The sequence below is a fragment of the Cupriavidus sp. PB-02 genome (assembly GCF_058252315.1).
On sequence record NZ_CM177695.1, the window covers coordinates 159006 to 184002 of the forward strand.

The following is a 24997-nucleotide window of genomic DNA, read 5'->3' on the forward strand; positions in this document are numbered from 1 at the left end:
GCAACACCTGAAAACGAAGGAGACAGACATGACAGCCAGAGCTTCACAAAATCCCGCCGCGCTGCCGCTCGACAAGGAGACGCTGCTGACGGTGTACCGGAAGATGCGCACCATCCGCGATTTCGAGGAACGCCTGCATGTGGATTTCGGGCGTGGCGATATCCCGGGCTTCGTCCACCTGTATGCGGGTGAGGAAGCCGCGGGTGTCGGCATTCTGCACCACCTGAACGACGGCGACCGCATCGCCAGCACGCACCGCGGCCATGGCCACTGCATTGCCAAGGGCGTGGATCCGGTGGCGATGATGAAGGAGATCTACGGCAAGAAGGGCGGCTCGTGCAACGGCAAGGGCGGCTCGATGCATATCGCCGACCTCTCCAAGGGCATGATGGGCGCCAACGGCATCCTCGGCGCGGGCGCGCCGCTGATCTGCGGCGCCGCGCTGGCGGCCAAGTTCCGCGGCAAGGGCGAGGTCGGCATCACCTTCTGTGGCGATGGCGCGTCCAACCAGGGCACCTTCCTGGAAAGCCTGAACCTGGCCGCGGTGTGGAACCTGCCGGTGATCTTCGTGATCGAGAACAACGGCTACGCCGAATCGACCTCGCGCGACTACGGCACCGCGGTCGACAGCTACGTCGATCGCGCCGCCGGCTTCGGCATCCCGGGCGTGACCGTGGATGGCACCGATTTCTTCGCGGTTTATGAAGCGGCCGGCGAAGTCATCCGCCGCGCGCGCGAAGGCGGTGGCCCGTCGCTGCTCGAATGCAAGATGGTCCGCTTCTATGGCCATTTCGAGGGCGATGCGCAGACCTACCGCGCCGAGGGCGAGCTCGACGATATCCGCGCCAACAAGGATTGCCTGAAGCTGTTCGCCCGCACGGTGACGCAGGCCGGCGTCGTGGCGCGCGAGGAGCTCGACACCATCGACCGCGAGGTCGCCACGCTGATCGAGCATGCTGTGCAGGAAGCCAAGGCCGCGCCGCTGCCCGGGCCGGAAGACCTGCTTACCGACGTCTACGTCAGCTACTGATCCGCCCACGCCAAACCAACTATCAGGAGACAAACCATGGCTCGCAAACTGAGCATCAAGCTGGCGATCAACGAGGCGATCGACCAGGAAATGACCCGCGACCCCAGCGTCATCATGCTGGGCGAAGATATCGTCGGTGGTGCCGGCGCGGACGGCGAGAAGGACGCCTGGGGCGGCGTGCTGGGCGTGACCAAAGGCCTGTACGCCAAGCATGGCGACCGGCTGCTGGACACGCCGCTGTCGGAGTCGGCCTATGTCGGCGCGGCCATCGGCGCTGCGGCCTGCGGCATGCGCCCGATCGCCGAGCTGATGTTTATCGACTTCATGGGCGTGTGCTTCGACCAGATCTTCAACCAGGCCGCCAAGTTCCGCTACATGTTCGGCGGCAAGGCCGAGACGCCGGTGGTGATCCGCGCGATGGTCGGCGCGGGTTTTCGCGCAGCCGCGCAGCACAGCCAGATGCTGACGCCGCTGTTCACGCATATCCCCGGGCTGAAGGTGGTGTGCCCGTCTACCCCGTATGACACCAAGGGCCTGCTGATCCAGGCGATCCGCGACAACGACCCGGTGATCTTCTGCGAGCACAAGAACCTGTACGGGCTGGAGGGCGAGGTGCCAGAAGGCGCCTATGCGATCCCGTTCGGCGAGGCCAATATCGTGCGCGACGGCAAGGACGTGTCGATCGTCACCTATGGGCTGATGGTGCATCGCTCGCTGGAAGCGGCCGCCGCGCTGGCGAAGGAGGGCATCGAGGCGGAAGTGATCGACCTGCGTACGCTTTCGCCGCTGGACATGGACACCGTGCTGGAATCGGTCGAGAACACCGGCCGCCTGGTGGTCGTGGACGAGGCCAGCCCGCGCTGCAATATCGCCACCGATATCTCCGCGCAGGTCGCCCAGCAGGCTTTCGGCGCGCTCAAGGCCGGCATCGAGATGGTGTGCCCGCCGCATACGCCGGTGCCGTTCTCGCCCACGCTGGAAGACCTGTACATCCCCAGCGCCGCGCAGATCGCTGATGCCGCGCGCAAGACCATCAAGGGAGGCAAGCACTGATGGCAACCGCTTTTACTCCCACTATTACCCCGATCGTGATGCCCAAGTGGGGCCTGTCGATGAAGGAAGGCACGGTCAATGCCTGGCTCGTCGACGAGGGCACCGAGATTGCCGTGGGCATGCCGATCCTCGACGTGGAAACCGACAAGATCGCCAATGCGGTGGAGGCGCCCGATGCCGGCACGCTGCGCCGCAAGGTGGCGCAGGCCGGCGACGTGCTGCCGGTCAAGGCGCTGCTGGGCGTGCTTGCGCCTGTGGAGGTGAGCGATGCGGATATCGATGCGTATGTCGCGGCTTATGAAACGCCGGAGGACGACGGCGGCGAGGAAGATGCCGCCTCTGCCTACCAGTTTGCCGAGGTGGACGGCATCCGCATCCGCTATGCCCGCAAGGGCAGCGGCGCCGAGACCGTGCTCTTCATCCATGGCTTTGGCGGTGACCTGGACAACTGGCTGTTCAACCTCGACCCGGTCGCCGACGCGTACACCGTCGTGGCGCTGGACCTGCCCGGACACGGGCAGTCGTCGCCGCGGCTCGCGGGCACGACGCTGGCGCAGATGGCCGGCTTTGTAGCGCGCTTTATGGATGAGACCGGCATCGAGGCAGCGCACGTGGTCGGTCATTCGATGGGCGGCGGCGTTGCCGCGCAGCTGGCGGTGGATGCGCCGCAGCGGGTACTGTCGGTGGCGCTGGTCTCGCCGGTGGGTTTTGGCGATACCGTCAACAGCAGTTATACCGAGGGCTTCGTCAATGCGCAGTCGCGCCGCGACCTCAAGCCCGTGGTCGAACTGCTGTTTGCCGACGCCGGGCTGGTCAGCCGCCAGATGCTCGACGACCTGCTGCGCTACAAGCGGCTGGACGGTGTCAGCGAGGCGTTGACGGCGCTGGGGCAGGGCCTGTTCGGCGGCGGTCGCCAGACCGAGCAGCCCGGCCAGCGGCTGGCCGGCAGCGGCAAGCGCGTGCTGGTGGTGTGGGGCGGGCAGGACCGGATCATCCCGGCCGAGCACGCCGAGAGCGCGCCGCCGGATGCGACCGTCAAGGTCTTTGCCGACGCGGGCCATATGAGCCAGATGGAAAAGGCGAACGAGTTCAATGCGCTGCTCAGGCAGCACCTGGCGGGCTGATGCCGGCGCGCGGACGGCGGGCAGCGATGCCGCCGTCCGCGCGATCACGAAAGGAGTTCCAATGACGACAGAACTGAAGACGCGACTGACGCAGATCAACCAGCAATTCGCCGCGCTTGGCAAGGCCCAGCCCGGCGCCATGAGCGCCTTCCAGGGGCTGATGAAGTCCGCTACCCAGGATGGCAGTTTGTCCGCTGCCATCAAGGAGCTGATCGCCGTCGCGCTGGCCGTGCAGAAGGGCTGCGACGACTGCGTGCTGTTCCACACCAGCCAGGCGCTGCGCCATGGCGCCACGCGCGAGCAGCTCGCCGAAGTGCTGGCCATCAATATCGAGATGGGCGGCGGGCCCGGCGCCATGTACGGTTCGAAGGCGCTGGCTTATTTCGATGCACTTAACGCCTAGCCTTGCTAGACTCGGCGCATTGCAGCCACCGGGCAGGAGCCATGCCATTTGAATTCGTCGATGCTGCCGGTATTGCGCAGGCGGATGCCGATCCGCTGCAGGACGAACTGGCATTGCTCGAACTCGCGGCGCAGGGCCGGCAGGTGGCGAAGCTGTGGGAAGCCCCGCTGTCGCTGGTCGTGCCACGCACCTACCTGCGCCACGCAGCGCTGGAGACAGCGCGCGCCGACTTCGCACGGCAGGGCTGTCCCGTGTTCCTGCGCATGTCGGGCGGCGGGCTGGTGCCGCAAGGGCCCGGCATCCTGAACCTGAGCCTGGCGTACGCCGTGGGGCGGCCGCCGGGCGCGCTCAGCGACGCCGTCTACCTGCACCTGTGCGAGGTCATTGGCAAGGCGCTGCAGTCGCTGGAGGTGGATACCCATTGGCAGGCGGTGGCCGGTTCGTTCTGCGACGGGCGCTACAACCTGGCATGGGGGCCGTCAGACGCGGCGCGCAAGATTGCCGGCACGGCGCAGTACTGGCGGCGCGCACCGGCCGCCATGCAATCGCCCGACGGGCAGCGCCACCTGGTGCTCGCCCACGCGGTGTTGCTGGTGACCGCCGATCCCGGGCCCATCAACGCGCGCGCCAATGCGTTCGAAGCGGCCATCGACAGCGGGCGGCACTACGATGCAGGCAAGGTCGTCAGCGTGCGCGAGGCGCGCTCGGCGCAGGGGTTGGATGTCGACGATGACGCTGCGCTGATGGCGCAGGTATCGTCGGCCTTGCGGCAAACCGTCGCGCGGACACCGCCACCGGCCTAACCGCCTGGCAGGAAGCGGATGTCGCCGTACCAGGCACGCGCGGTAGTGTTGGTGTTGTCGGTATCTGTCATGACGCCGTACGCCTTGAGCGGGCCCGGCGGTTCGTGGAATACCCGTTCATAGTCCTTCACCACGTTGCGGCGCAGGCTCTGCCATTTGCCCGCGTCGCCCGCTTCGCCCGACACCACGATCATCTGCACCCGGCCAGTATGCGGATTGGGGATGACGCTGCCGGGCGCGGCGCTCGGCGACCAGACATACATCAGCGTGGCATAGGGCAGTTCTTCGCCCCCCAGGCTCTTGGCGAGCTGCATGGTGGTGCGGTCGCCGAGCGAGAGCTTGCTCTTGTCGCCTTCGAAGAAGAACACCAGGCGCGCCGGCGCGTCCTCATGCGCGCCATCGCTGCTGTCTGCGCCGGGGATAGGGGCTTCGGCTTTCCAGCGCCATGCCACGACCGGCGTACGGGCCAGGTCGATATCGCCTTCATGCATCAGTGCCGACGCGGAATGGCTGGCGTCGGCCTGCAGTACCGTGGTGCGGCCGTCGGCCACCAATTGATAGCTGGTGATGGCCTTGCCTTCGGCCACCGGTAAATTTTTCCAGTCGGGTGGCAGGGCACTGCCCGGCTTGCGCGCGGAAACGGAGAGCCCCGGCTTGTCGCTCTGCGCGAGGGAAGGCAGCGCGGCCAGCAAGAGCGTGGCACACAGGGCAATGCGCAGGGCGGGCGTGGTCGTCATGATGGTCGGTACGGAGGGTTTGGCATTGGCGTGATGCAAAGCTTGTGCCCATGGTGTTTTCGGATAGCCTTGCGCCATCGATCGTACCGGAGACTTGCTTCGAAACGTTTGCCAGTGTGGTGGGGTGGGTGCTGCGCGCCTGCATGGCCGAGGCCATCTTCCATGGGATCGGCTGGGCGGTGCTCAGGGTCGTCACGCTGGGCCGCTATCCGCAACGGGCGCGCGACGTGAACGAGTGGCTGTCCGAGGCGGACCTGATCGCCCTGGTCGGGGTGCTGACGGTGGTTGCGGTGGTGGTCGCCTTCCTGTGGTGGGGCCGCTGAGGCAGGCACCAAAAAAATCGCGGCCCGCTCGGGGCCGCAAATCGGGAATGCGAGGAGGTCAGTTTCCTCAGGAAACGTTATCGGCGCAAAGGGCGGGGCCAAGACCCCACTTCGGTGGGGCGCATCGATCACAACGATGGGGGCTAGCGACCGCTTACGCTATCAGGTAAGTGGAGTGCGGGTCGGGCTGTGCCGCAGCGCGCAGTTTGCGCACGTTGGCTTCCAACTCCGCATGGGCGGCGTCCAGCCAGGCGACGCGATGGCGCACCGGGTCCTTGGCGGACAGGTCGCTGGCGGCGATCTCGCGCAGGAAATAGCGCACCATGCTGCCGGCGCGGGCCGGCACCGGCATCATCCCCAGCAACTGTGGCCGCGCCAGCAGGCGGTGGCTTACTGCATGCAGCAGTCCCGCCCAGGCGGTGCGGCCCAGCGCGACGTAGAGCGCATCCGTGCGCATCTGCCGGATGGCGCCCAAGAACCGCGCTTCGAAAACATCGCGCAGCATCGGCACCTCCAGCAGTTCTTCCAGCGGCCCGTCGAACGCCAGGCCGCGCCGCGTGGTGGCATGCGGCAGCAAGGCCAGCGGCTGCAGGCGCTCGAAGCCCTCGTTCCACAGTGCCGCCGCATGCGGCAAGCCGGCCAGCTCCGGCACGCGGAAATGGTCGAGCATGCGGATCAGGTTGGGCCGCACCAGCTTGCCGCCCAGTTCCACGCGCCGCTTGTTCTCGCGCTGGATCACGCGGCCGGGCGCATGGGAGTGCAGCAACTCCTCGGTGACGGAGGCGGCCAGCCGCACATGGGCATGGCCGGGGGTGGTGCTGACCAGCACCAACGGTGCTTCGGTATTCAGGTATTCGCAGGGCACGTAGTGCATGGTGTACGTACTGTCCTGCGCCACCACGACCGGTTTGGCGATCACGCCGGCCGCACCCGCAAGACGTACCTGCGAGCAATATGCTTCGATGAAGTTGGTCAAGGAATCCCCCCGCTCACTACGATGTGTAGACGCTTTTCTTATTGTTCTGCTTGTCGTCCATGGTAAGCCTGCGATGCATGGCACACAAAGCGCGCGGCGTCGGTTAGGACGCAAAGCGACGAAACCTTGGTGGGCCAGCCAACACAGCCGAATGGGCTTGTCCCCCGACGGGTGCGCCTGTGCTGGTTGCATCGGCGGATACGGTAGCGCGGCGCTCGGGTCAGGACGATGACATCGCGCCGGGGACCCCGGCGTCGTGGAGACGCTTGAGGGAGCGGCGCTGCCGGCAAGAAAAAACCGGACACGAGACGTGTCCGGCGAACCCATTTGCTGACTCAGGCCGTGTCTGATCCCGAGTCCTTAAATGGTAACGATTATCATTTGCAAAGGCAATGATAATGATCAGGCAATCGAGGTCTGGATCGAGAGTTGTCCGGACAGGGTCTTGTGGACCGGGCATCGGTTGGCCACGCGCAGCAGGTCGTCCAGGACTTCGGGAGACAGTTCGCCAGTCACCCTTACCTCTCGCTTCATCGTATAGGTGCCGTTCGCCTCTTCGTGGCCGACGCAGACGTGGATTCCGCTGACGGCGTAGCCCTTGCGTTTGGCATAGAGTTGCAGGGTTAGCGTGGTGCAGGCCGCCAGCGCCGAATCCAGCAGGTCATGTGGGTTCGGGTATTGGATGCCGCCGCCTGCGGAGGCGTCCAGGTCGGCCTGCCATTTGGCGGTGCCATTGGTCAGGTGGCAGATGGTATTGCCCTGGCTCGGCTGCCATGTCGCTTGGATAGTCATCGAACGTCCTCATCTATAATTAAGAGGCGGCCCGGTGGGCCGGAACAGGCATTCTATACAGGCCCATGTCGATCGCCGGAAGCGTCGCGTGTGCCACTTGGAAAGGATTCCGGCTGCTTTCCGAAAAAGTGCTTGCCAAGCCCGCATGGCTCCCTTAATATTCGCCCCCTCGCAACACAACGCAGCGCTGCAAAGCAGGCGCAGCAAGGGTTGCGGGGTCGGCCGGGAGGTTGGCGCAGCGAGGTTTGCAGCGCTGACCGCAGCAAAAAAAGATTGCTGAAACGGTTGACGAAACGAAGAAAGCTCTGCATAATCTCTTTCTCTGCTGCTGACGCAGCGACGCAAACGGCAAAGCCGGAGGCGAGGTCGAAAGACCGGGTTCTTTAACAACCAAACAACCGATAAGTGTGGGCGCTGGGTAGCGGACGCCGCTGTCTTCGGACAGTGTTGCTTCAAAAGTTATCAGTGCTCGCACAGTAAAACGTGACTGGATCTTCGGATCTGGTCAGTCAGTTTTCTGAGAGTGAGCGACCGCTCGAAAGAGCGAGGACCCGCGAGGGTCCACACAGAGATTGAACTGAAGAGTTTGATCCTGGCTCAGATTGAACGCTGGCGGCATGCCTTACACATGCAAGTCGAACGGCAGCACGGGCTTCGGCCTGGTGGCGAGTGGCGAACGGGTGAGTAATACATCGGAACGTGCCCTGTAGTGGGGGATAACTAGTCGAAAGATTAGCTAATACCGCATACGACCTGAGGGTGAAAGCGGGGGACCGCAAGGCCTCGCGCTACAGGAGCGGCCGATGTCTGATTAGCTAGTTGGTGGGGTAAGAGCCTACCAAGGCGACGATCAGTAGCTGGTCTGAGAGGACGATCAGCCACACTGGGACTGAGACACGGCCCAGACTCCTACGGGAGGCAGCAGTGGGGAATTTTGGACAATGGGGGCAACCCTGATCCAGCAATGCCGCGTGTGTGAAGAAGGCCTTCGGGTTGTAAAGCACTTTTGTCCGGAAAGAAATGGCCTGGGATAATACCCCGGGTCGATGACGGTACCGGAAGAATAAGCACCGGCTAACTACGTGCCAGCAGCCGCGGTAATACGTAGGGTGCGAGCGTTAATCGGAATTACTGGGCGTAAAGCGTGCGCAGGCGGTTTTGTAAGACAGGCGTGAAATCCCCGAGCTTAACTTGGGAATGGCGCTTGTGACTGCAAGGCTAGAGTATGTCAGAGGGGGGTAGAATTCCACGTGTAGCAGTGAAATGCGTAGAGATGTGGAGGAATACCGATGGCGAAGGCAGCCCCCTGGGACGTCACTGACGCTCATGCACGAAAGCGTGGGGAGCAAACAGGATTAGATACCCTGGTAGTCCACGCCCTAAACGATGTCAACTAGTTGTTGGGGATTCATTTCTTCAGTAACGTAGCTAACGCGTGAAGTTGACCGCCTGGGGAGTACGGTCGCAAGATTAAAACTCAAAGGAATTGACGGGGACCCGCACAAGCGGTGGATGATGTGGATTAATTCGATGCAACGCGAAAAACCTTACCTACCCTTGACATGCCACTAACGAAGCAGAGATGCATTAGGTGCCCGAAAGGGAAAGTGGACACAGGTGCTGCATGGCTGTCGTCAGCTCGTGTCGTGAGATGTTGGGTTAAGTCCCGCAACGAGCGCAACCCTTGTCTTTAGTTGCTACGCAAGAGCACTCTAGAGAGACTGCCGGTGACAAACCGGAGGAAGGTGGGGATGACGTCAAGTCCTCATGGCCCTTATGGGTAGGGCTTCACACGTCATACAATGGTGCGTACAGAGGGTTGCCAACCCGCGAGGGGGAGCCAATCCCAGAAAACGCATCGTAGTCCGGATCGTAGTCTGCAACTCGACTACGTGAAGCTGGAATCGCTAGTAATCGCGGATCAGCATGCCGCGGTGAATACGTTCCCGGGTCTTGTACACACCGCCCGTCACACCATGGGAGTGGGTTTTGCCAGAAGTAGTTAGCCTAACCGCAAGGAGGGCGATTACCACGGCAGGGTTCATGACTGGGGTGAAGTCGTAACAAGGTAGCCGTATCGGAAGGTGCGGCTGGATCACCTCCTTTCCAGAGGCTTGTGTCTCAAGCCTAGCGTTCACACTTATCGGTTTGTTTGCTGTTACAGCCAAGGGTCTGTAGCTCAGGTGGTTAGAGCACCGTCTTGATAAGGCGGGGGTCGTAGGTTCAAGTCCTACCAGACCCACCAAGTTATCCATGCGGGGGATTAGCTCAGCTGGGAGAGCACCTGCTTTGCAAGCAGGGGGTCGTCGGTTCGATCCCGTCATCCTCCACCATCACCTGGTACCTTGGATTGGTTGTCAAATGAAAGCGCATCGCGACGATGAGGTTGCGAGTGTTTTCATTTGGCATTGCCAAGCGATCTAACGATCGGCTGTTCTTTAACAATATGGGATGTAGTAAAGGTGTCGCGCGAGCGTTGATGAGACGCTGCAGTACCAACGCGATACCGGGTTGTGATTGTATCAACCAAAATGTATTTAAGTGATCGAAAGATGACTTGGAATACGGCACAAATGCGAGAACTCATCCTGTAGCGAGGTCTTCGAGCGATCGAGACACACTCGTTATAGGGTCAAGCGAACAAGTGCATGTGGTGGATGCCTTGGCGATCACAGGCGATGAAGGACGCGGTAGCCTGCGAAAAGCTTCGGGGAGCTGGCAAACAAGCTTTGATCCGGAGATGTCCGAATGGGGAAACCCGGCCCGTATGGGTCATCCCACACTGAATTCATAGGTGTGGGAAGCGAACGCGGCGAACTGAAACATCTAAGTAGCTGCAGGAACAGAAATCAACCGAGATTCCCAAAGTAGTGGCGAACGAAATGGGAACAGCCTTGTACTCTTTAGCAGCATTGTTAGCAGAACGGGATGGAAAGCCCGGCCCTAGCAGGTGATAGCCCTGTATGCGAAAACAGCGTTGTGGAACTAGGTGTACGACAAGTAGGGCGGGACACGTGAAATCCTGTCTGAAGATGGGGGGACCATCCTCCAAGGCTAAATACTCGTGATCGACCGATAGTGAACCAGTACCGTGAGGGAAAGGCGAAAAGAACCCCGGGAGGGGAGTGAAATAGATCCTGAAACCGCATGCATACAAACAGTCGGAGCCTGGCAACGGGTGACGGCGTACCTTTTGTATAATGGGTCAGCGACTTACATTCAGTGGCAAGCTTAACCGATTAGGGAAGGCGTAGCGAAAGCGAGTCCGAACAGGGCGTTGAGTCGCTGGGTGTAGACCCGAAACCAGATGATCTATCCATGGCCAGGTTGAAGGTGCGGTAACACGTACTGGAGGACCGAACCCACTAACGTTGAAAAGTTAGGGGATGAGCTGTGGATAGGGGTGAAAGGCTAAACAAATCTGGAAATAGCTGGTTCTCTCCGAAAACTATTTAGGTAGTGCCTCGTGTGTCACCTTCGGGGGTAGAGCACTGTCATGGTTGGGGGGTCTATTGCTGATTACCCCGCCATAGCAAACTCCGAATACCGAAGAGTGCAATCACGGGAGACAGACATCGGGTGCTAACGTCCGGTGTCAAGAGGGAAACAACCCAGACCGCCAGCTAAGGTCCCCAAGATTGGCTAAGTGGGAAACGAAGTGGGAAGGCTAAAACAGTCAGGAGGTTGGCTTAGAAGCAGCCACCCTTTAAAGAAAGCGTAATAGCTCACTGATCGAGTCGTCCTGCGCGGAAGATGTAACGGGGCTAAGCCAGTCACCGAAGCTGCGGACGCACAGTAATGTGCGTGGTAGGAGAGCGTTCTGTAAGCCTGTGAAGGTGTCTTGTAAAGGATGCTGGAGGTATCAGAAGTGCGAATGCTGACATGAGTAGCGATAAAGGGGGTGAAAGGCCCCCTCGCCGTAAGCCCAAGGTTTCCTACGCAACGTTCATCGGCGTAGGGTGAGTCGGCCCCTAAGGCGAGGCAGAGATGCGTAGCTGATGGGAAGCAGGTTAATATTCCTGCACCGTCGTATGATGCGATGGGGGGACGGATCGCGGAAGGTTGTCCGGGTGTTGGAAGTCCCGGTCCCTGCATTGGAGAAGGCGCTCAGGCAAATCCGGGCGCGGAATTCAAGGATGCGGGGCGAGCGGCCTAGTGCTGCGAAGCAATTGGAAGTGGTTCCAAGAAAAGCCTCTAAGCTTCAGTCATACGAGACCGTACCGCAAACCGACACAGGTGGGCGAGATGAGTATTCTAAGGCGCTTGAGAGAACTCGGGAGAAGGAACTCGGCAAATTGGTACCGTAACTTCGGGATAAGGTACGCCCTGGTAGCTTGACTGGCCTGCGCCAGAAGGGTGACGGGGTTGCAATAAAATGGTGGCTGCGACTGTTTAATAAAAACACAGCACTCTGCAAACACGAAAGTGGACGTATAGGGTGTGACGCCTGCCCGGTGCCGGAAGATTAAATGATGGGGTGCAAGCTCTTGATTGAAGTCCCGGTAAACGGCGGCCGTAACTATAACGGTCCTAAGGTAGCGAAATTCCTTGTCGGGTAAGTTCCGACCTGCACGAATGGCGTAACGATGGCCACACTGTCTCCTCCCGAGACTCAGCGAAGTTGAAGTGTTTGTGATGATGCAATCTCCCCGCGGCTAGACGGAAAGACCCCATGAACCTTTACTGTAGCTTTGCATTGGACTTTGAACCGATCTGTGTAGGATAGGTGGGAGGCTTTGAAGCGTGGACGCTAGTTCACGTGGAGCCGTCCTTGAAATACCACCCTGGTTTGTTTGAGGTTCTAACCTTGGCCCGTGAATCCGGGTCGGGGACAGTGCATGGTAGGCAGTTTGACTGGGGCGGTCTCCTCCCAAAGTGTAACGGAGGAGTTCGAAGGTACGCTTGGTACGGTCGGACATCGTACCTAAAGTGCAATGGCAAAAGCGTGCTTAACTGCGAGACCGACAAGTCGAGCAGGTGCGAAAGCAGGACATAGTGATCCGGTGGTTCTGAATGGAAGGGCCATCGCTCAACGGATAAAAGGTACTCTGGGGATAACAGGCTGATACCGCCCAAGAGTTCATATCGACGGCGGTGTTTGGCACCTCGATGTCGGCTCATCTCATCCTGGGGCTGTAGCCGGTCCCAAGGGTATGGCTGTTCGCCATTTAAAGAGGTACGTGAGCTGGGTTTAAAACGTCGTGAGACAGTTTGGTCCCTATCTGCCGTGGGCGTTGGAATCTTGACGGGGGCTGCTCCTAGTACGAGAGGACCGGAGTGGACGTACCGCTGGTGTACCTGTTGTCTCGCCAGAGGCATCGCAGGGTAGCTATGTACGGAAGAGATAACCGCTGAAAGCATCTAAGCGGGAAACTCGCCTGAAGATGAGGATTCCCTGGAGGCTTGACCTCCTTGAAGGGTCGTTCGAGACCAGGACGTTGATAGGCTGGGTGTGGAAGCGCAGTAATGCGTTAAGCTAACCAGTACTAATTGCCCGTAAGGCTTGATCCTATAACCAGTGTGTTTTACCTGGTATGTGTGATCGCGACTGTGCCGAAACAGTTGACACAAGACGCACAACCCCAACTACATCCCTATTCGCAGCGTTGGCCTCAACCCCAGCGTTGCAACCCCTTATGCCTGGTGACCATAGCGAGTTGGAACCACCCCTTCCCATCCCGAACAGGTCCGTGAAACGACTCCGCGCCGATGATAGTGCGGATTACCCGTGTGAAAGTAGGTCATCGCCAGGCTCTTATACCGCAGAACCCCAGCCCTAACAGGCTGGGGTTTTTGCTTTGGGGAGACGAAAACCCCTTCGCCCGAATCCTCACCGCACCACCACGCTCGCCCTGACGGCGCGGGCGTAATACCATCACGGCTGATTTCCTCACTACGCCCACCCATGCCGGACGACAGCGCCTGGTATCTCTACCTTCTCGAATGCACCGGCGATTCCATTTACACCGGAATCACCACCGATGTTGCACGGCGCTTCGCCGAGCATGTGTCGGGAAAAGGCGCGAAATATACGCGTTCGCGCAAGCCGCTGCGCATCATGGCACAGTTGCGCTTCGAGACGAAGTCCGAGGCGTTGAAGGCGGAAATCGAGATTAAGCGAATGAGTTCGGCGCAGAAGCGCGCATTTTGTGCGCAACTGGGGGCGACCGCGGCGGCACCGTAGCCGAACGCCAGGCAAGACAAAACGGCCAATACCGCAAAGCGGTACTGGCCGTTTTGGCTTGAGCGGACGGGGGCGTCAGACCACGATCAGCTTCACGTCGATGTTGCCACGGGTGGCGTTCGAATACGGGCACACCTGGTGGGCTTCCTCGACCAGCTTCTCCGCCGCCGCTCGCTCGAAGCCCGGCAGCGAGATCTTCATTTCCACCTGGATGCCGAAGCCTTGCGGAATCGGGCCGATACCCACCGCGCTTTCGATCGAGGCATCGGCGGGAACCGTGATCTTCTGCTGGCCCGCAACAAAGCGCATCGCGCCAATAAAGCAGGCCGCATAACCGGCAGCGAACAGCTGCTCCGGATTCAGGCCGTCGCCGGCACCGCCCATTTCCTTGGGCACCGCCAGCTTGGCGTCGAGTCGGCCGTCGGAGGTGACGGCACGGCCGTCGCGGCCGCCGGTGGCAGTGGCATGAGCGGTATAAAAGACTTTCTCGAGTGGCATTTAAGGCTCCGGTTTGGATTGCCCGAGGGGGCGTCAACGCTTGCCGTCAGTCCGGCAGGCGGGTATCGGTTCGCGCTTGTTCCAGCGTCGAACGCAGTGCATGCAGGCGCTGGGTCAGGGCCTGGATCTCTTCGACCGGGCACTGCGTGGCGCACAACATCTGTTCAGGGATACGCGTCGCGGCTTGCCGTAACGCTCGGCCGGCTGCGGTGAGGCTGACGAGCACGCGCCGCTCGTCATCCGCGTCGCGTGTCCGCGTCACCAACTCCGCCGATTCCAGCCGCTTGAGCAGCGGTGTCAGGGTGCCTGAATCCAACGCCAGGCGAGCACCAAGCTCGGACACCGTCAGCGTTTGAGCTTCCCACAACACAAGCATCACCAAATACTGAGGGTAAGTAAGCCCAAGCTCACTTAGCAATGGCTTATACAGCTTGGTCATCGCGAGCGATGTGGAATACAGTGCGAAGCACAGTTGCCGGTCAAGCAACAGCCAGTCAACGGCGGAGTCTTTGTCGCGTTCCATGTCGGATATATTAGACGCAATTAAATTGTACACAAGTTAAATTTACACTTTTTCGAAAGTGCGCTATCCGCCCATCCCAAACCTTAAGCCTGTTTTAAGTCTTGGTCGCTAGCATGGTCCCGTAGCGTCGCACAGTGCCGACGCCGGATGCTCAAAAGAAAGGACCACTACATGATGCGCCAGACCATTGCCCGCACGGCTGCCGGTGTTGCGGCCCTGGCCGCCCTTGGCGGCGGGTATGCCTATCTGCAGAAGGAAGTCATCACGCCGGGATACGCGGCACCTACGCAGGCTGCGGTCGCCGCGGAGCCTGCAACTGCCGTTGCTGCGCCGACGGACTTCTCCGGCATCGTGGCGCAGTACGGGCCCGCCGTGGTCAATATCAGCGTGACCGCACGCGCGCAGCGCACCGCGGCGCAGATGCCGCCGGGGGTCGACCCGGACGATCCGCTGTTCCAGTTCTTCAAGCGCTTCGGCCCGCAGTTCCAGGGCCCGCAAGGCGGCCAGCAGCAACTGGTGCGCGGGCAGGGCTCGGGCTTTATCGTCAGCCCCGATGGCCTGATCATGACCAACGCCCACGTCGTCGACGGCGCGCAGGAGGTCACCGTCAAGCTGACCGACCGCCGCGAGTTCAAGGCCAGGGTGCTGGGCTCGGATCCGCAGACCGACGTCGCCGTTATCCGCATCGACGCCAAGGACCTGCCGACCGTGCGCCTGGGCGATCCGTCGCGCATCCGGGTCGGTGAGCCGGTGCTGGCGATCGGCTCGCCCTACGGCTTCGAGAACACCGTGACCGCCGGTATCGTCAGCGCCAAGTCGCGCTCGCTGCCGGACGATACCTATGTGCCGTTTATCCAGACCGACGTCGCAGTCAACCCGGGCAACTCGGGCGGCCCGCTATTCAACCAGCGCGGCGAGGTGATCGGTATCAACTCGCAGATCTACAGCCAGACCGGCGGCTACCAGGGGCTGTCGTTCGCGATCCCGATCGACGTGGCCACCAAGGTGCAGCAGCAGCTGGTGGCGCATGGCAAGGTCACGCGCGGGCGCCTCGGCATCAGCGTGCAGGAGGTAAACCAGGCACTGGCGCAGTCGTTCGGACTGCCCAAGCCGACCGGTGCGCTGGTCAATTCGATCGAGCCTGACAGCCCCGCCGCGCGCGCGGGTCTGAAGCCCGGCGACGTGATCGTGCAGCTGGACAATGACGTGATCGATCATTCGGGCGACCTGCCCGAGCATGTGGCCGATATCAAGCCGGGCACGCAGACCACGCTGAAGATTATCCGCAAGGGTGAGCCGATGACGTTGTCGGTGAAGGTCGGCACGGCCAGGGACCAGGCGGTCGCGCAGAAGGGCGGTGCCAACGAGGCGAGCGGCCGGCTCGGCCTGGCGGTGCGTCCGCTCACGCCGGCGGAGAAGCGCGGCAGCGGCATCGACGGCGGCCTGGTGGTCGAGGACGTGACCGGTCCGGCCGCGCGCGTCGGCATTCAGCCGGGCGACGTGATCCTGTCGCTCAATGGCACGCCGATCAGTTCGGCCGAGCAGCTCAAGTCGCTGGTGTCGAAATCGGGCAAGCAGGTGGCACTGCTGGTGCAGCGCGACGATGCCCGTATCTTCATTCCGCTCGATCTGGGCTGATCGGCGCGGGCACGCGCAACTGCCCGCAAGCCGTTAACTGGCAAGGCTTCGACGACATCGCGGGCCGTATACCTGGAGGGGTATACGGCCCGCTAAGCCTTGCGGGAGGCGGCATTCCGCGCAACGAACTACTTACAGAAGCCGCGCCAACAGGTATCATCTCGACTGCGATGCACGAAGCATGCGGCGATAGCCCCCGCCGACCCTGGTTCTGCTGAATCGACAAAGAGGAAGTCTATGCAGTTGGATTTCACCCGTGCCACGACGCCGGGTACCGAGAGAGCGCGGCGACTGACGTCCACCGCCGGCTCCGCGCCGAAGCCCCGGCGGCGCAAGAAAGTCGTCGCCCCGCACTGGGAGCGCGGCTACCGCTCGCACTTTTACCGCAACGAACGCGGCGACAAGCTTGGCGAAGTGCGCCTGTCCGAGCGCGGCGAGATCCCCGTGGTCTACCACTGGGCCGCCGGCAATTACTCTGGCGCAGAAGGTTCGCTGGCCCACGCGCGTGCGCGCGTCGAAGAGACCATTGGTTTCGGCATGCGCCAGCTGTCGCTGTTCTGAGCAGGTAATCCGCCGGTGCCGCGTCCGCCGGCACTGCGACCCGTCCGCGCCATCGCAATATGCGCGGCGACCCCGCATCTCCTCGCTTTCCGCAGTTGCCCCTCGGTTGCCTCTCGGTTGCCCCTAAGCCATCCCTCAGTAGTGCGGTAGTCTCGCGCAACGGCATGCGCAGCGCCTGCGCCGGCTATCAGGCCAGCCGCCGCTGCAGCAGCATGTACGTCGCCGCGCCCAGCGCCAGCACGGCAATCAGCCGATAGATATCCTCGCAGGCAATCAGCCTGGCTTGCTGCTCGATCAGCCCGCTGAGCTGGACCAGCGCGCCCTGGTGCGCCTGCGCGGTATCGAAGCCGCGCGCGGCCAGCGCCGCCTGCACTGACGCCATCCACTGCCCGGACTCGGCGGGCCGCTGGCCCACCGCATGCAGCAGGCTGCCATGCACGGCGAACTGGCGATTCTGCAGCAGCACCGCGCCCAGCGCCGAGGCAAACGAGCTGGCGATCTGCCGCATCAGGTTCTTGCTGCGGTAGCCGTGCGCAAACGCATCAGCGCTCAGCACGCGGAAGGTCAGCCCGGCGACGGGGATGATCACCAGCACCCCGAACAGCCCCTTGCCGACGAGCCCCCATGCAAGCGCCGGCGGGCCGGCATCGGGCGGCATGCGCGAGAACCACCACGCCGCGGCGGCCATCAGCAGCAATCCGGCCACCATCAGCGGCTTCTTCTGCGGCAGCTGCGGGGCCACGCGCAGGTACACGAAGATGCCCGCCAGGCTGACCAGCGCGGCGAAGGTGTTGAGCCAGCCGGTGGTTGCCAGCGGGATCCTGAGCGCCTGCTCGGCATAGATTGGGAACAGATAGCCGCTCAGGTTGCTGATCAGGTAGTACACGAAGTACATCGCCAGGCCGGTGAGATACACCGGCTGGCGCAGCGCGCGCAGATGCAGCACCGGTTCGCTGTGATGCCACTGGTGCCACAGGAACGCCGCCAGCAGCGCGAGGCCGGCCGCGGCCACCAGCGTGAGCCGCAGCGGATGCGAGAAGACGTCGAAGCGCGCCTCGGTCAGCGTGGCCTGGAGGGTCACGATCGCGGCGCCGAACAGCAGCAGCGGCGCGAGCGCGGGGCCGCCGGCATCGGCACGCTGGCCAGGTTGGGCGTCGGGCAGCAACAGCCAGGCGCCCAGCGTGGCCAGCGCGGCGAACGGCAGCACGCCGTAGAACACGTCCTGCCACACGCCGTGCTCGATCAGTTCGGCGGCGAAGGCCGGCCCCAGCGCCGACGCCGCGAAGATGCCGATCATGAAGATGCGGGTCGCGCGCGGGCGCTCGCTCGGTCCGAACAGCACGTTGACCAGGATGCGGCAACTGGTGAACAGCGCGCCGCCGCCCACGCCCTGGACAAAGCGCGCCGCCACCATTTGCGCAAGCGAATGGCTGGTGGCCGCCGCCACCGTGCCCGCCATGAACAGCAGCAGCGCGCCGGTCAGGTAGCAGCGGTAGCCGAAGCGGCGCGACAGCCATTGCTGCTTGAGGATCATCAGCATGCTGCCCACCGCATAGGCGGCCTGCACCAGCGCAAAGCTGCGCGGGTCGGCGTCGATGCCGCCGACGATATGGCTCGACGCGAACACGAACATGATGTTCTCTAGGAACTCCACGCCGGTCGCCAGCGCCAGCAGCATCATCAGCAGCGTCTGCCGTTGCCGGTGGCTGAGCCAGCGCAGCCAGCGCATGCCGACGCGAAGGCGCGACAGCGGCTGCCAGGGTGTCCCCGCTTTCATGGCTGCAGCGCTTGCAGCGTCTGGTGGAGCTGCGTCAGTGCGCGCGTGGCGCCGGCCAGGCCGCTCGCGCCCAGCGGCGCCCACGCCTGTCCGTAGGCCGCATGCACCGCGGGGGCGGCGCGCTCCAGCAAACGCCGGCCGGCCGGGGTCAGGGTCAGCTCCAGGCTGCGCCGGTCGTGCGCCGACACCTGCCGCCGCAGCAGGCTTCGCGCCTCCAGCCCGTCGAGCAGACGCGTCATCTGCGTGCGGGTCGCGTCCAGCGTCGTGCCGAGTTCGGACGGCATGCTGGGCTGGTGTTCGTCGGCGGCCAGCATGCTGAGGACCAGGTACTGGCTCATGTCGAGGTCGAACGGCGCCAGCGCCTGGTCGATGTGGCTGCGTAGCAGGCGCGCGGTGCGCATGAGCAGCCGCGAGGCCAGGATCAGGTCGCGCGGGGCTTCGGGATGGCTGGCGTAGAAGCGGTCGATGCGTTGTTCGAAGGACATGGAAGCTGGCGTGCAATCCACCAGAGCGGTGGATCGGTTACATTCGGGATAATTACAAATGAAATTATATCAAGCGAAGCAAATTGCGCCAGTCAGCACAGTGCGATCGTGGGAGCGGGAACAGGGGCGCTGCTTTCAGGCCTTGCGGGTGCGCAGCGCCGCGGCAATTTGCCGGATGCCGGCGCGCATCGCAACCACCGACTCGGCGCGCCGCGAGGGCGCGACGTTGCCATAGCGCAGCCCGATATAGATCGCCGTGACCGCGGCGATGGCGTCGGCCGCGTGCGGCAGCCGGGCGCTGGCGCGGGCCGCGAAATCCTGCGGGCCCTCGGCCGGTGCGCGCTCGCAGCCGTGCCGGGCCAGCAGCCCGCACAGGCTGGCATACGCCGCATCGAGCGGATCGGCCGGTGCGCGGCGTCGCCACAGCGGCACCAGCGCCAGCAGGCACAGCACGCCGAGCGCGCCGGCCAGCAGCTGCCCGGGTCCCGCGCCGGCGCCCAGCGTGTCGAGCAGCCGCGCCTGCTGCGCATGGTCGTACTGCAACACCCAGCGCTGCCAGCTGTAGACCACGCCTTCATAGGCCCAGCGCAGGTCCTGTAGCCACCCCGGCTGCTGCGACGGCCGCCAGGCGGCCGCCTCATCGCCCACGGCGGCATCCAGACCCTGCTCGATGCGGCTAGGCGCCACCGCGCTGGTCGGGTCGACACGGACCCAGCCGCGGCCGTCGAGCCAGACTTCGGCCCAGGCATGCGCGTCGGACTGGCGCACCACGTAGTGCCGGCCGATGGGGTTGTACTCGCCGCCCTGGTAGCCCGTGACCACGCGCGCCGGCACGCCGGCAGCGCGCATCAGGAACACGAAGCTGCCAGCGTAGTGCTCACAGAAGCCGCGCCGGGTGTCGAACACAAAACTGTCGACCTGCTCGCGGCCCAGCGGAGGCGGGCGCAGCGTGTAGGCAAACGGCGCGGCGGCAAACAGCCGCAGCGCCGCCTGCACGCGTGCGCCGGGATCGGCATGGGTCTCGGCCCACTGGGCCGCCAGCGCGCGGGCGCGCGGATTGCCGGCCGGCAGGCTCAGTGCGAGCCGGCGCGTGGCGGGCGACAGCCAACCAGGTGCGGGCGTCAGCGTCGACTGTGCACGGTAGCGAATGCGCTGCTCCACCGGCTGGCGCGCCAGGAATTCCCCGTCGGGCGTGGCCGCCGCTTCCACGCCGGCGGACAGCGCCTGGCCGCGGTCGAGCACGAACAGCCACCGTTGCTGGCTGGGTTCGAGCGTGATGCTGTAGTCGATGCCCGGCATAGTGCCGGCCGAGGGCGCCGGCGCGAGCTGCTGCTGGCGCTGCCGCGACGGATACCACGTGGTGCCGTCGTAGTCCCATAGCACCAGCGCACGCCAGTACAGCGCCGACGCCGGCAACGGCGCGCCGTCGACCTCGGCGCGCAGCGCCACCTCCGGCGAGCGGATCAGCTGCCCCACGCTGCCGGGCCGCATGGTATCGCTGAGGCCGGTGGTGCCGCGCGGCGCGGACTGCGGCAGCTGCCACAGCGGATGCTCCAGGCGCGGGAACAGCACGAAAAGCGCCAGCGCCCAGGGCAGCCCCAGCAGCGCCATGCGCCCCAGCAGCGGCCAGATCGCCAGCTTGCTGCGCGCCTCGGGGTGATGCAGCAACAGCCAGTTGCGCAGCACCCAGGCGCCGATCGCCAGGCTGTACAGCGCCAGCCAGAACGGCTGGTCCGACAGGTACAGCGTCAGCAGCAGGTAGAACGACAGCTGCGTGACCAGCGTCGCATCCGCCAGCGCGCGGCACTCCAGCAGCTTCAGGATAACGAAGGCGCCCAGCAGTGCCACCGCCAGCTCGCGCCCCACGCCGCCGCCGGCCTGCCACGCCAGCGCGCTTGCCACCAGCAGCACCAGCATCGCGGTCACGCCCAGCATCCAGCGCGACGGCAGCGGCGCGCGCCGCCGCCACAGCAGCCAGCGCCAGCCCAGCAGCAAGACCAGCAACAGGCTCACCGCCACCGGCAGCGTGCGCGCCTGCGGCGCCAGCACCAGCGCGAGCTGGCCGAGCAGCAGGCCATGGTCTTCATGGCGCAATGGCCGGGCGATGGCTTTCATGCCGGGCCTCCCGCGCGCACTGGCGCGGGCCGCTGCGGCCACAGCGCCAGCGCTTCCAGGCAGGCACGCCGGTGGCCCGCGCCGCGCGCCGGAGGCAGTTCGAGGCCGGGCAGGCGCAGGCCGATTTCGGCATCGTCGTCAGCGGCCAGCAGCCATGCGCACAGCCGCGACAACCGCGCCTCGGCCTCCATGCCGGCGGGCAGCGCATGCCAGTCGAGCCAGCGGGCCGGCCGTTGCGGCGGATCGCCGGTGCGGCTCAGCCACCGTCCGGTGCGCGCGCTGTGCTTCCAGGCGATGCGGTGCAGCGGGTCGCCGCTGCGGTAGCGGCGCAGCTGGTCGATGCCGTCGTCGGCGCGGACGTTCCCCGCGGCAGTGTGCAGGGCATCGCCATCGTCGGGCTGGTACACGGCAGGCGCGGGCGGCGCGTCGCGTTCCGGGGCGGGATAGACCAGTGTGGACATCTCCAGGTCGGCATAGCTCCAGACCCGGAACAGCCCGAACGGGAAGCGGCTGGCGATCACCAGGCGCGGCAGCGTCAGTCGCCCCCTGCGCACCGTTGGCACATGCAGCGCAAGCGTGCCGCTGGCATTGCCGTCGAGCGTCAGCACGGCCGGCGCCACGGCGGGCAGCGCCGGCACGCGGGCCTCGATGCCGATGCGCGCGCCGGCATCGCGGTTATCGACGCGCAGGTGGAACACCGCAGGCTGGCCGGCATGCGCCGGCGCCACCGTGCCCGCGGCCACCGCCAGCTCGAGCAGGTTGCGGTAGGCCAGCCACATGCACGACATGCCGATGCCGGCCAGCAGGAAGGTCAGCGCAAAGCCCAGGCTGATGTTGTAGTTGAGCGAGGTCAGCAGCATCGCGCCCAGCAGCACGGCGAAGCCGATGCCGCCACGCGCGGGCAGGATGTAGAGGTGGCGCCGGTCGAGCCGCAGCGTGCCGCCGACCGGACGCCGCGCACGCGTGCGGCGTGGGGCAATGCGCTTGTCCGCAACAAACGGCCCGGGATCGATCCCCCGGTTGGGCACCCGATCGAGCCCGCCCTTGCGCGCGGCCGCCAGCGGATCGCGCGCCATGGCCGTCAGGGAATGGCCACGCCGGCCAGCAGCGCGGCCACTTCGCCGGCGACGGCAGCGGGCCCGGCCGCGCCGGCAGGTAGCAGCCGGTGCGCGGCGACGGCGGTAAAGACGGCCTGCACATCTTCCGGCAGCACCATCTCGCGCTGCGCCAGCAACGCCCACGCGCGTGCGCAAGCCAGCAGGCTCAGTCCCGCGCGCGGCGACAGCCCCGCGGCAAAGCCGCCGTGGCTGCGCGTGGCCTGCACCAGCGCCAGCACGTAGTCGACCAGCGCGGGGCTGGCATACACCTGCTCCGCGGCCTCCTGCAGTGCCAGCACCTGGCTGCTGTCCATCACCGGGGCCGCGTCCGGCGCGGTGGCGCCGCCCAGGTACAGCACGCGCTCGAAGGCCGGGTCGGGATAGCCCAGCGACACCCGCATGGTGAAGCGGTCCAGCTGCGACTCGGGCAGCGCGTGCGTGCCCAACTGCTCCAGTGGATTCTGCGTGGCGATCACGAAAAACGGCGACGGCAGCGCATGCGTGGTGCCGTCATGCGTGACCTGCCGCTCGGCCATGGCCTCGAGCAGCGCGCTCTGGGTCTTGGGTGGGGCCCGGTTGATCTCGTCGGCCAGCACCACCTGCGCGAACACCGGGCCGCGATGGAAGCGGAACTCGCCAGCATCGCGGACAAAGACGGAAACGCCGATCAGGTCCGCCGGCAGCAGGTCGCTGGTGAACTGCACGCGCTGGTATTGCAGCCCCAGCGTGCGCGCCAGCGCGTGCGCCAGGGTGGTCTTGCCCACGCCCGGCACGTCTTCCAGCAGCAAATGGCCGCGCGCCAGCATGCAGGCCAGCGCCAGCCGCACCTGCTGCGGCTTGCCGAGAACGATGCGGCCCAGCTGGGCCTGGGCCTCGGCCAGCGAAGCGACGATGCGTGGGCGAGCAGTCACGTTGGACCTCGGCGCGAGAGCGCAAATGGGGTGGAAGAAAGAGGGTGCAGGCGATACCAGGGCGGGGATCAGCGCATTGTAGCGGCGCGGGCGGCACGTGGCACCGTCTGTTTCCGTACGGAGACAGTGCGCGGCCGGTGCCGGAGGTCGCATCCCGACTGCATGCCGCCTGCGCCAGAATGCGCCGGTTCTGGCATCATGGGGCCGTTGGGCCACCAGTGCCCTACCCATCGCTTTCCGCTGTCCGTTCTTTCTGCCGCCTTTCGTGCCGCCTGCTGCAATGACCGCCTCGCTGGACTGTCCCGCCGACCTCCCTGCTTCTGAAATCCTGTCTGCCGATTCCGGCGCACTGCTGCGCCTGGCGCAGGCCTTCCGGGCCCATGGCTTCGTGATCCTGCGCGGCTTTGCCGGCGAACCGACGTGCGAGGAACTGGAGACGGTGGCGCGCAGGCACCTGGATGCGGCCGTGCCCCCGGTGGAGTTCGAGGCCGACCTCGGCTATCCCGGCGCCCCGGCCGCGCGCGATGCCGCCGGCGGCGGCACCGTCAGGCGGTTGCGCCAGGCCTATGGGCGTGATGAAGTGTTCCGCCGCTGGGCCACCGACCCGAAGCTGGTGTCGGTGGTGCAGGCGCTGCTGGGCGAGCCCGCGTGCATCACGCTGGCGCACCACAACTGCGTCATGACCAAACACCCGCACTACGGCAGCCAGACCGGCTGGCACCGCGATACGCGCTACTGGTCGTTTGCCAAGCCGGAACTGGTGACGGTATGGCTGGCGCTGGGCGACGAGGACGAGCGCAACGGTGTGCTGCGCATCATCCCCGGCTCGCACCAGGCGCAGCTGGAGCCGGGCCAGCTCGATCCGGCCGAATTCCTGATCGAGGCCCACCCGGCCAGCCAGCCCTTGCTGCAGGCTGCGCAACCGCTGGCCTTGCACCGCGGCGACGTGCTGTTCTTCGACAGCCGCTTGTTCCATGCCGCTGGCCGCAATGCGTCCAACGCGGTCAAGCTGTCAGTGGCGTTCGCATACTTTGGCGCAAGCAACCGGCCGCTGGACGGCACGCGCTCGGCCGAATTCGGCAGTGTGGAACTGCCTACCGCCGGCTGATCCCGGGGCCGCGCTCAGGTGCGCAGCCCGACCAGCCCGGAGATCTTCTCCGACGCTTCCAGCAGCTGCGGCAGGAAGCGCTCCAGCATCTCCTGCGCGCTGGTACGGTTGGCCTGGCCGCTGATATTGATCGCGGCGATGGTGTGCCCGGCGCGGTTGCGGATCGGCGCGGCCAATGACACCAGCCCTTCCTCCAGCTCCTGGTCGTTCAGTGCCCAGCCGCGTTTGCGGATATCGGCAATGATGGCCTTGAGCGCGTCGACATCGGTCACGGTGCGGTCCGTGCGCGCGCGCAGCTCGGTAGCGCGCAGCACGCTGTCGAGCTCCGGCTCGGACAGGCCCGCCAGCAGCACCCGCCCCATCGACGAACAATACGCCGGCAGGCGGCTGCCGATCGACAGGTTGATGGTCATGATCTTGCGCGCCGGCACGCGCAGCACGTAGACGATCTCGGTACCGTCGAGCACGGAGATCGAGCAGCTCTCATGCACCTGCTGCGACAGCGTCTCCATGATCGGCTCGGCCAGATTCCAGAACGGCATCGAAGTCAGGTAGGCAAAGCCCAGGTCCAGGATCTTGGGCGTCAGGCGGAACAGCCGGCCGTCGGCCCGCACATAGCCCAGCCCCACCAGCGTCAGCAGGATGCGGCGCGCGCCGGCGCGTGTGAGGCCGCTGGCCTGGGCGATTTCCGTCAGCGTCTGGGCCGGGTGCTGCGCATTGAAGGCGCGGATCACCGACAGCCCGCGTGCAAAGGACTGCACATAGCTGTCGCTCGGCTTCTCGGGCGTGGCGGGGCTGTCTGCGGTCTGGGCTGCGGGCGGACGGGGATCGGCGGGACTGGCCATCGGTGGAGCACCGG

General features: G+C 64.6%; 21 protein-coding genes, 2 tRNA genes and 3 rRNA genes. 15 read left to right on the forward strand and 11 right to left on the reverse strand.

Annotated elements, in window-relative coordinates; all coding sequences use genetic code 11:
* Positions 1-28: 28 nt before the first annotated feature.
* From AC10V3_RS21385 to AC10V3_RS21405, 5 genes are all read left to right on the forward strand, one after another.
* Positions 29-1030: a thiamine pyrophosphate-dependent dehydrogenase E1 component subunit alpha gene (locus tag AC10V3_RS21385; protein ID WP_022537381.1), complete on the forward strand. Its 1002-nt coding sequence runs from the start codon at positions 29-31 to the stop codon at positions 1028-1030.
* Between the two features lie 36 nt (positions 1031-1066).
* Complete coding sequence (locus AC10V3_RS21390; protein WP_022537382.1) at positions 1067-2083, forward strand: alpha-ketoacid dehydrogenase subunit beta; 1017 nt, start codon at positions 1067-1069, stop codon at positions 2081-2083.
* Positions 2083-3207, forward strand: coding sequence for an acetoin dehydrogenase dihydrolipoyllysine-residue acetyltransferase subunit (locus tag AC10V3_RS21395; protein WP_454752621.1), 1125 nt, complete (start codon positions 2083-2085; stop codon positions 3205-3207). Before AC10V3_RS21390 ends, AC10V3_RS21395 begins: the two co-directional genes overlap by 1 nt.
* Before the next feature lie 61 nt (positions 3208-3268).
* Entirely contained in the window at positions 3269-3610 is a 342-nt protein-coding gene (locus tag AC10V3_RS21400; RefSeq protein ID WP_022537384.1) for a carboxymuconolactone decarboxylase family protein, read from the forward strand.
* A 41-nt stretch (positions 3611-3651) separates the two neighbouring features.
* A complete protein-coding gene (locus AC10V3_RS21405) occupies positions 3652-4413 on the forward strand; it encodes a lipoyl protein ligase domain-containing protein (RefSeq protein ID WP_454752622.1) in 762 nt (253 codons plus the stop codon).
* Here AC10V3_RS21405 and AC10V3_RS21410 read toward each other — a convergent pair.
* On the reverse strand, positions 4410-5150 hold the full coding sequence (locus AC10V3_RS21410) for a DUF3047 domain-containing protein (RefSeq protein ID WP_022537386.1): 741 nt from the start codon (positions 5148-5150) through the stop codon (positions 4410-4412). The genes AC10V3_RS21405 and AC10V3_RS21410 overlap by 4 nt on opposite strands.
* Positions 5151-5200: 50 nt before the next feature.
* On the opposite strand from AC10V3_RS21410, the gene AC10V3_RS21415 reads away from it, so the two are divergent.
* Positions 5201-5473: a hypothetical protein gene (locus AC10V3_RS21415; protein ID WP_454752623.1), complete on the forward strand. Its 273-nt coding sequence runs from the start codon at positions 5201-5203 to the stop codon at positions 5471-5473.
* A gap of 154 nt (positions 5474-5627) precedes the next feature.
* Here the strand turns inward: AC10V3_RS21415 and AC10V3_RS21420 are convergent, their stop codons facing one another.
* A complete protein-coding gene (locus tag AC10V3_RS21420) occupies positions 5628-6449 on the reverse strand; it encodes a hypothetical protein (RefSeq protein WP_022537388.1) in 822 nt (273 codons plus the stop codon).
* A 402-nt stretch (positions 6450-6851) separates the two neighbouring features.
* Positions 6852-7241: an OsmC family protein gene (locus AC10V3_RS21425; RefSeq protein ID WP_022537389.1), complete on the reverse strand. Its 390-nt coding sequence runs from the start codon at positions 7239-7241 to the stop codon at positions 6852-6854.
* A 574-nt stretch (positions 7242-7815) separates the two neighbouring features.
* Here AC10V3_RS21425 and AC10V3_RS21430 point away from each other — a divergent pair.
* From AC10V3_RS21430 to AC10V3_RS21455, 6 genes are all read left to right on the forward strand, one after another.
* Positions 7816-9347 (forward strand): 16S ribosomal RNA (locus AC10V3_RS21430).
* A gap of 62 nt (positions 9348-9409) precedes the next feature.
* Positions 9410-9486 (forward strand) — tRNA-Ile (locus tag AC10V3_RS21435).
* A gap of 12 nt (positions 9487-9498) precedes the next feature.
* Positions 9499-9574: transfer RNA gene (locus tag AC10V3_RS21440), tRNA-Ala, on the forward strand.
* A gap of 297 nt (positions 9575-9871) precedes the next feature.
* Positions 9872-12752, forward strand: a 23S ribosomal RNA gene (locus AC10V3_RS21445).
* A 128-nt stretch (positions 12753-12880) separates the two neighbouring features.
* Positions 12881-12994 (forward strand): 5S ribosomal RNA (rrf, locus tag AC10V3_RS21450).
* The 16S, 23S and 5S rRNA genes sit together here with 2 tRNA genes alongside, the layout of an rRNA operon.
* 152 nt (positions 12995-13146) lie before the next feature.
* Positions 13147-13425 (forward strand): GIY-YIG nuclease family protein, encoded by a 279-nt coding sequence (locus AC10V3_RS21455; RefSeq protein ID WP_022537390.1) that lies wholly within the window; start codon positions 13147-13149, stop codon positions 13423-13425.
* Positions 13426-13500: 75 nt separating this feature from the next.
* Here AC10V3_RS21455 and AC10V3_RS21460 read toward each other — a convergent pair whose 3' ends face one another.
* Complete coding sequence (locus tag AC10V3_RS21460) at positions 13501-13923, reverse strand: organic hydroperoxide resistance protein (RefSeq protein ID WP_022537391.1); 423 nt, start codon at positions 13921-13923, stop codon at positions 13501-13503.
* A gap of 46 nt (positions 13924-13969) precedes the next feature.
* Positions 13970-14446 (reverse strand): MarR family winged helix-turn-helix transcriptional regulator, encoded by a 477-nt coding sequence (locus AC10V3_RS21465; RefSeq protein WP_022537392.1) that lies wholly within the window; start codon positions 14444-14446, stop codon positions 13970-13972.
* Positions 14447-14617: 171 nt separating this feature from the next.
* Between AC10V3_RS21465 and AC10V3_RS21470 the strand changes: the two genes are divergently transcribed.
* Positions 14618-16084 (forward strand): DegQ family serine endoprotease, encoded by a 1467-nt coding sequence (locus AC10V3_RS21470; RefSeq protein ID WP_022537393.1) that lies wholly within the window; start codon positions 14618-14620, stop codon positions 16082-16084.
* Positions 16085-16321: 237 nt separating this feature from the next.
* A complete protein-coding gene (locus tag AC10V3_RS21475; RefSeq protein WP_022537394.1) occupies positions 16322-16645 on the forward strand; it encodes a hypothetical protein in 324 nt (107 codons plus the stop codon).
* 187 nt (positions 16646-16832) lie between these two features.
* Here AC10V3_RS21475 and AC10V3_RS21480 read toward each other — a convergent pair whose 3' ends face one another.
* The 5 genes from AC10V3_RS21480 to AC10V3_RS21500 all read right to left on the reverse strand — a co-directional run bounded on the left by AC10V3_RS21480 (position 16833) and on the right by AC10V3_RS21500 (position 23030).
* A complete protein-coding gene (locus AC10V3_RS21480; protein ID WP_490923996.1) occupies positions 16833-18422 on the reverse strand; it encodes an MFS transporter in 1590 nt (529 codons plus the stop codon).
* On the reverse strand, positions 18419-18907 hold the full coding sequence (locus tag AC10V3_RS21485) for a MarR family winged helix-turn-helix transcriptional regulator (RefSeq protein ID WP_490923997.1): 489 nt from the start codon (positions 18905-18907) through the stop codon (positions 18419-18421). Before AC10V3_RS21485 ends, AC10V3_RS21480 begins: the two co-directional genes overlap by 4 nt.
* 135 nt (positions 18908-19042) lie before the next feature.
* Positions 19043-21022, reverse strand: a complete 1980-nt coding sequence (locus tag AC10V3_RS21490; RefSeq protein WP_490923998.1) for a transglutaminase TgpA family protein — start codon at positions 21020-21022, stop codon at positions 19043-19045.
* Positions 21019-22098, reverse strand: a complete 1080-nt coding sequence (locus AC10V3_RS21495; RefSeq protein WP_490923999.1) for a DUF58 domain-containing protein — start codon at positions 22096-22098, stop codon at positions 21019-21021. Before AC10V3_RS21495 ends, AC10V3_RS21490 begins: the two co-directional genes overlap by 4 nt.
* Before the next feature lie 5 nt (positions 22099-22103).
* Positions 22104-23030, reverse strand: a complete 927-nt coding sequence (locus AC10V3_RS21500; protein WP_022537399.1) for an AAA family ATPase — start codon at positions 23028-23030, stop codon at positions 22104-22106.
* A 280-nt stretch (positions 23031-23310) separates the two neighbouring features.
* On the opposite strand from AC10V3_RS21500, the gene AC10V3_RS21505 reads away from it, so the two are divergent.
* Positions 23311-24138, forward strand: coding sequence for a phytanoyl-CoA dioxygenase family protein (locus AC10V3_RS21505; protein ID WP_490924001.1), 828 nt, complete (start codon positions 23311-23313; stop codon positions 24136-24138).
* Between the two features lie 14 nt (positions 24139-24152).
* On the opposite strand, the gene AC10V3_RS21510 is transcribed toward AC10V3_RS21505, so the two are convergent.
* On the reverse strand, positions 24153-24983 hold the full coding sequence (locus tag AC10V3_RS21510) for an IclR family transcriptional regulator (protein ID WP_490924002.1): 831 nt from the start codon (positions 24981-24983) through the stop codon (positions 24153-24155).
* Positions 24984-24997 lie beyond the last annotated feature (14 nt).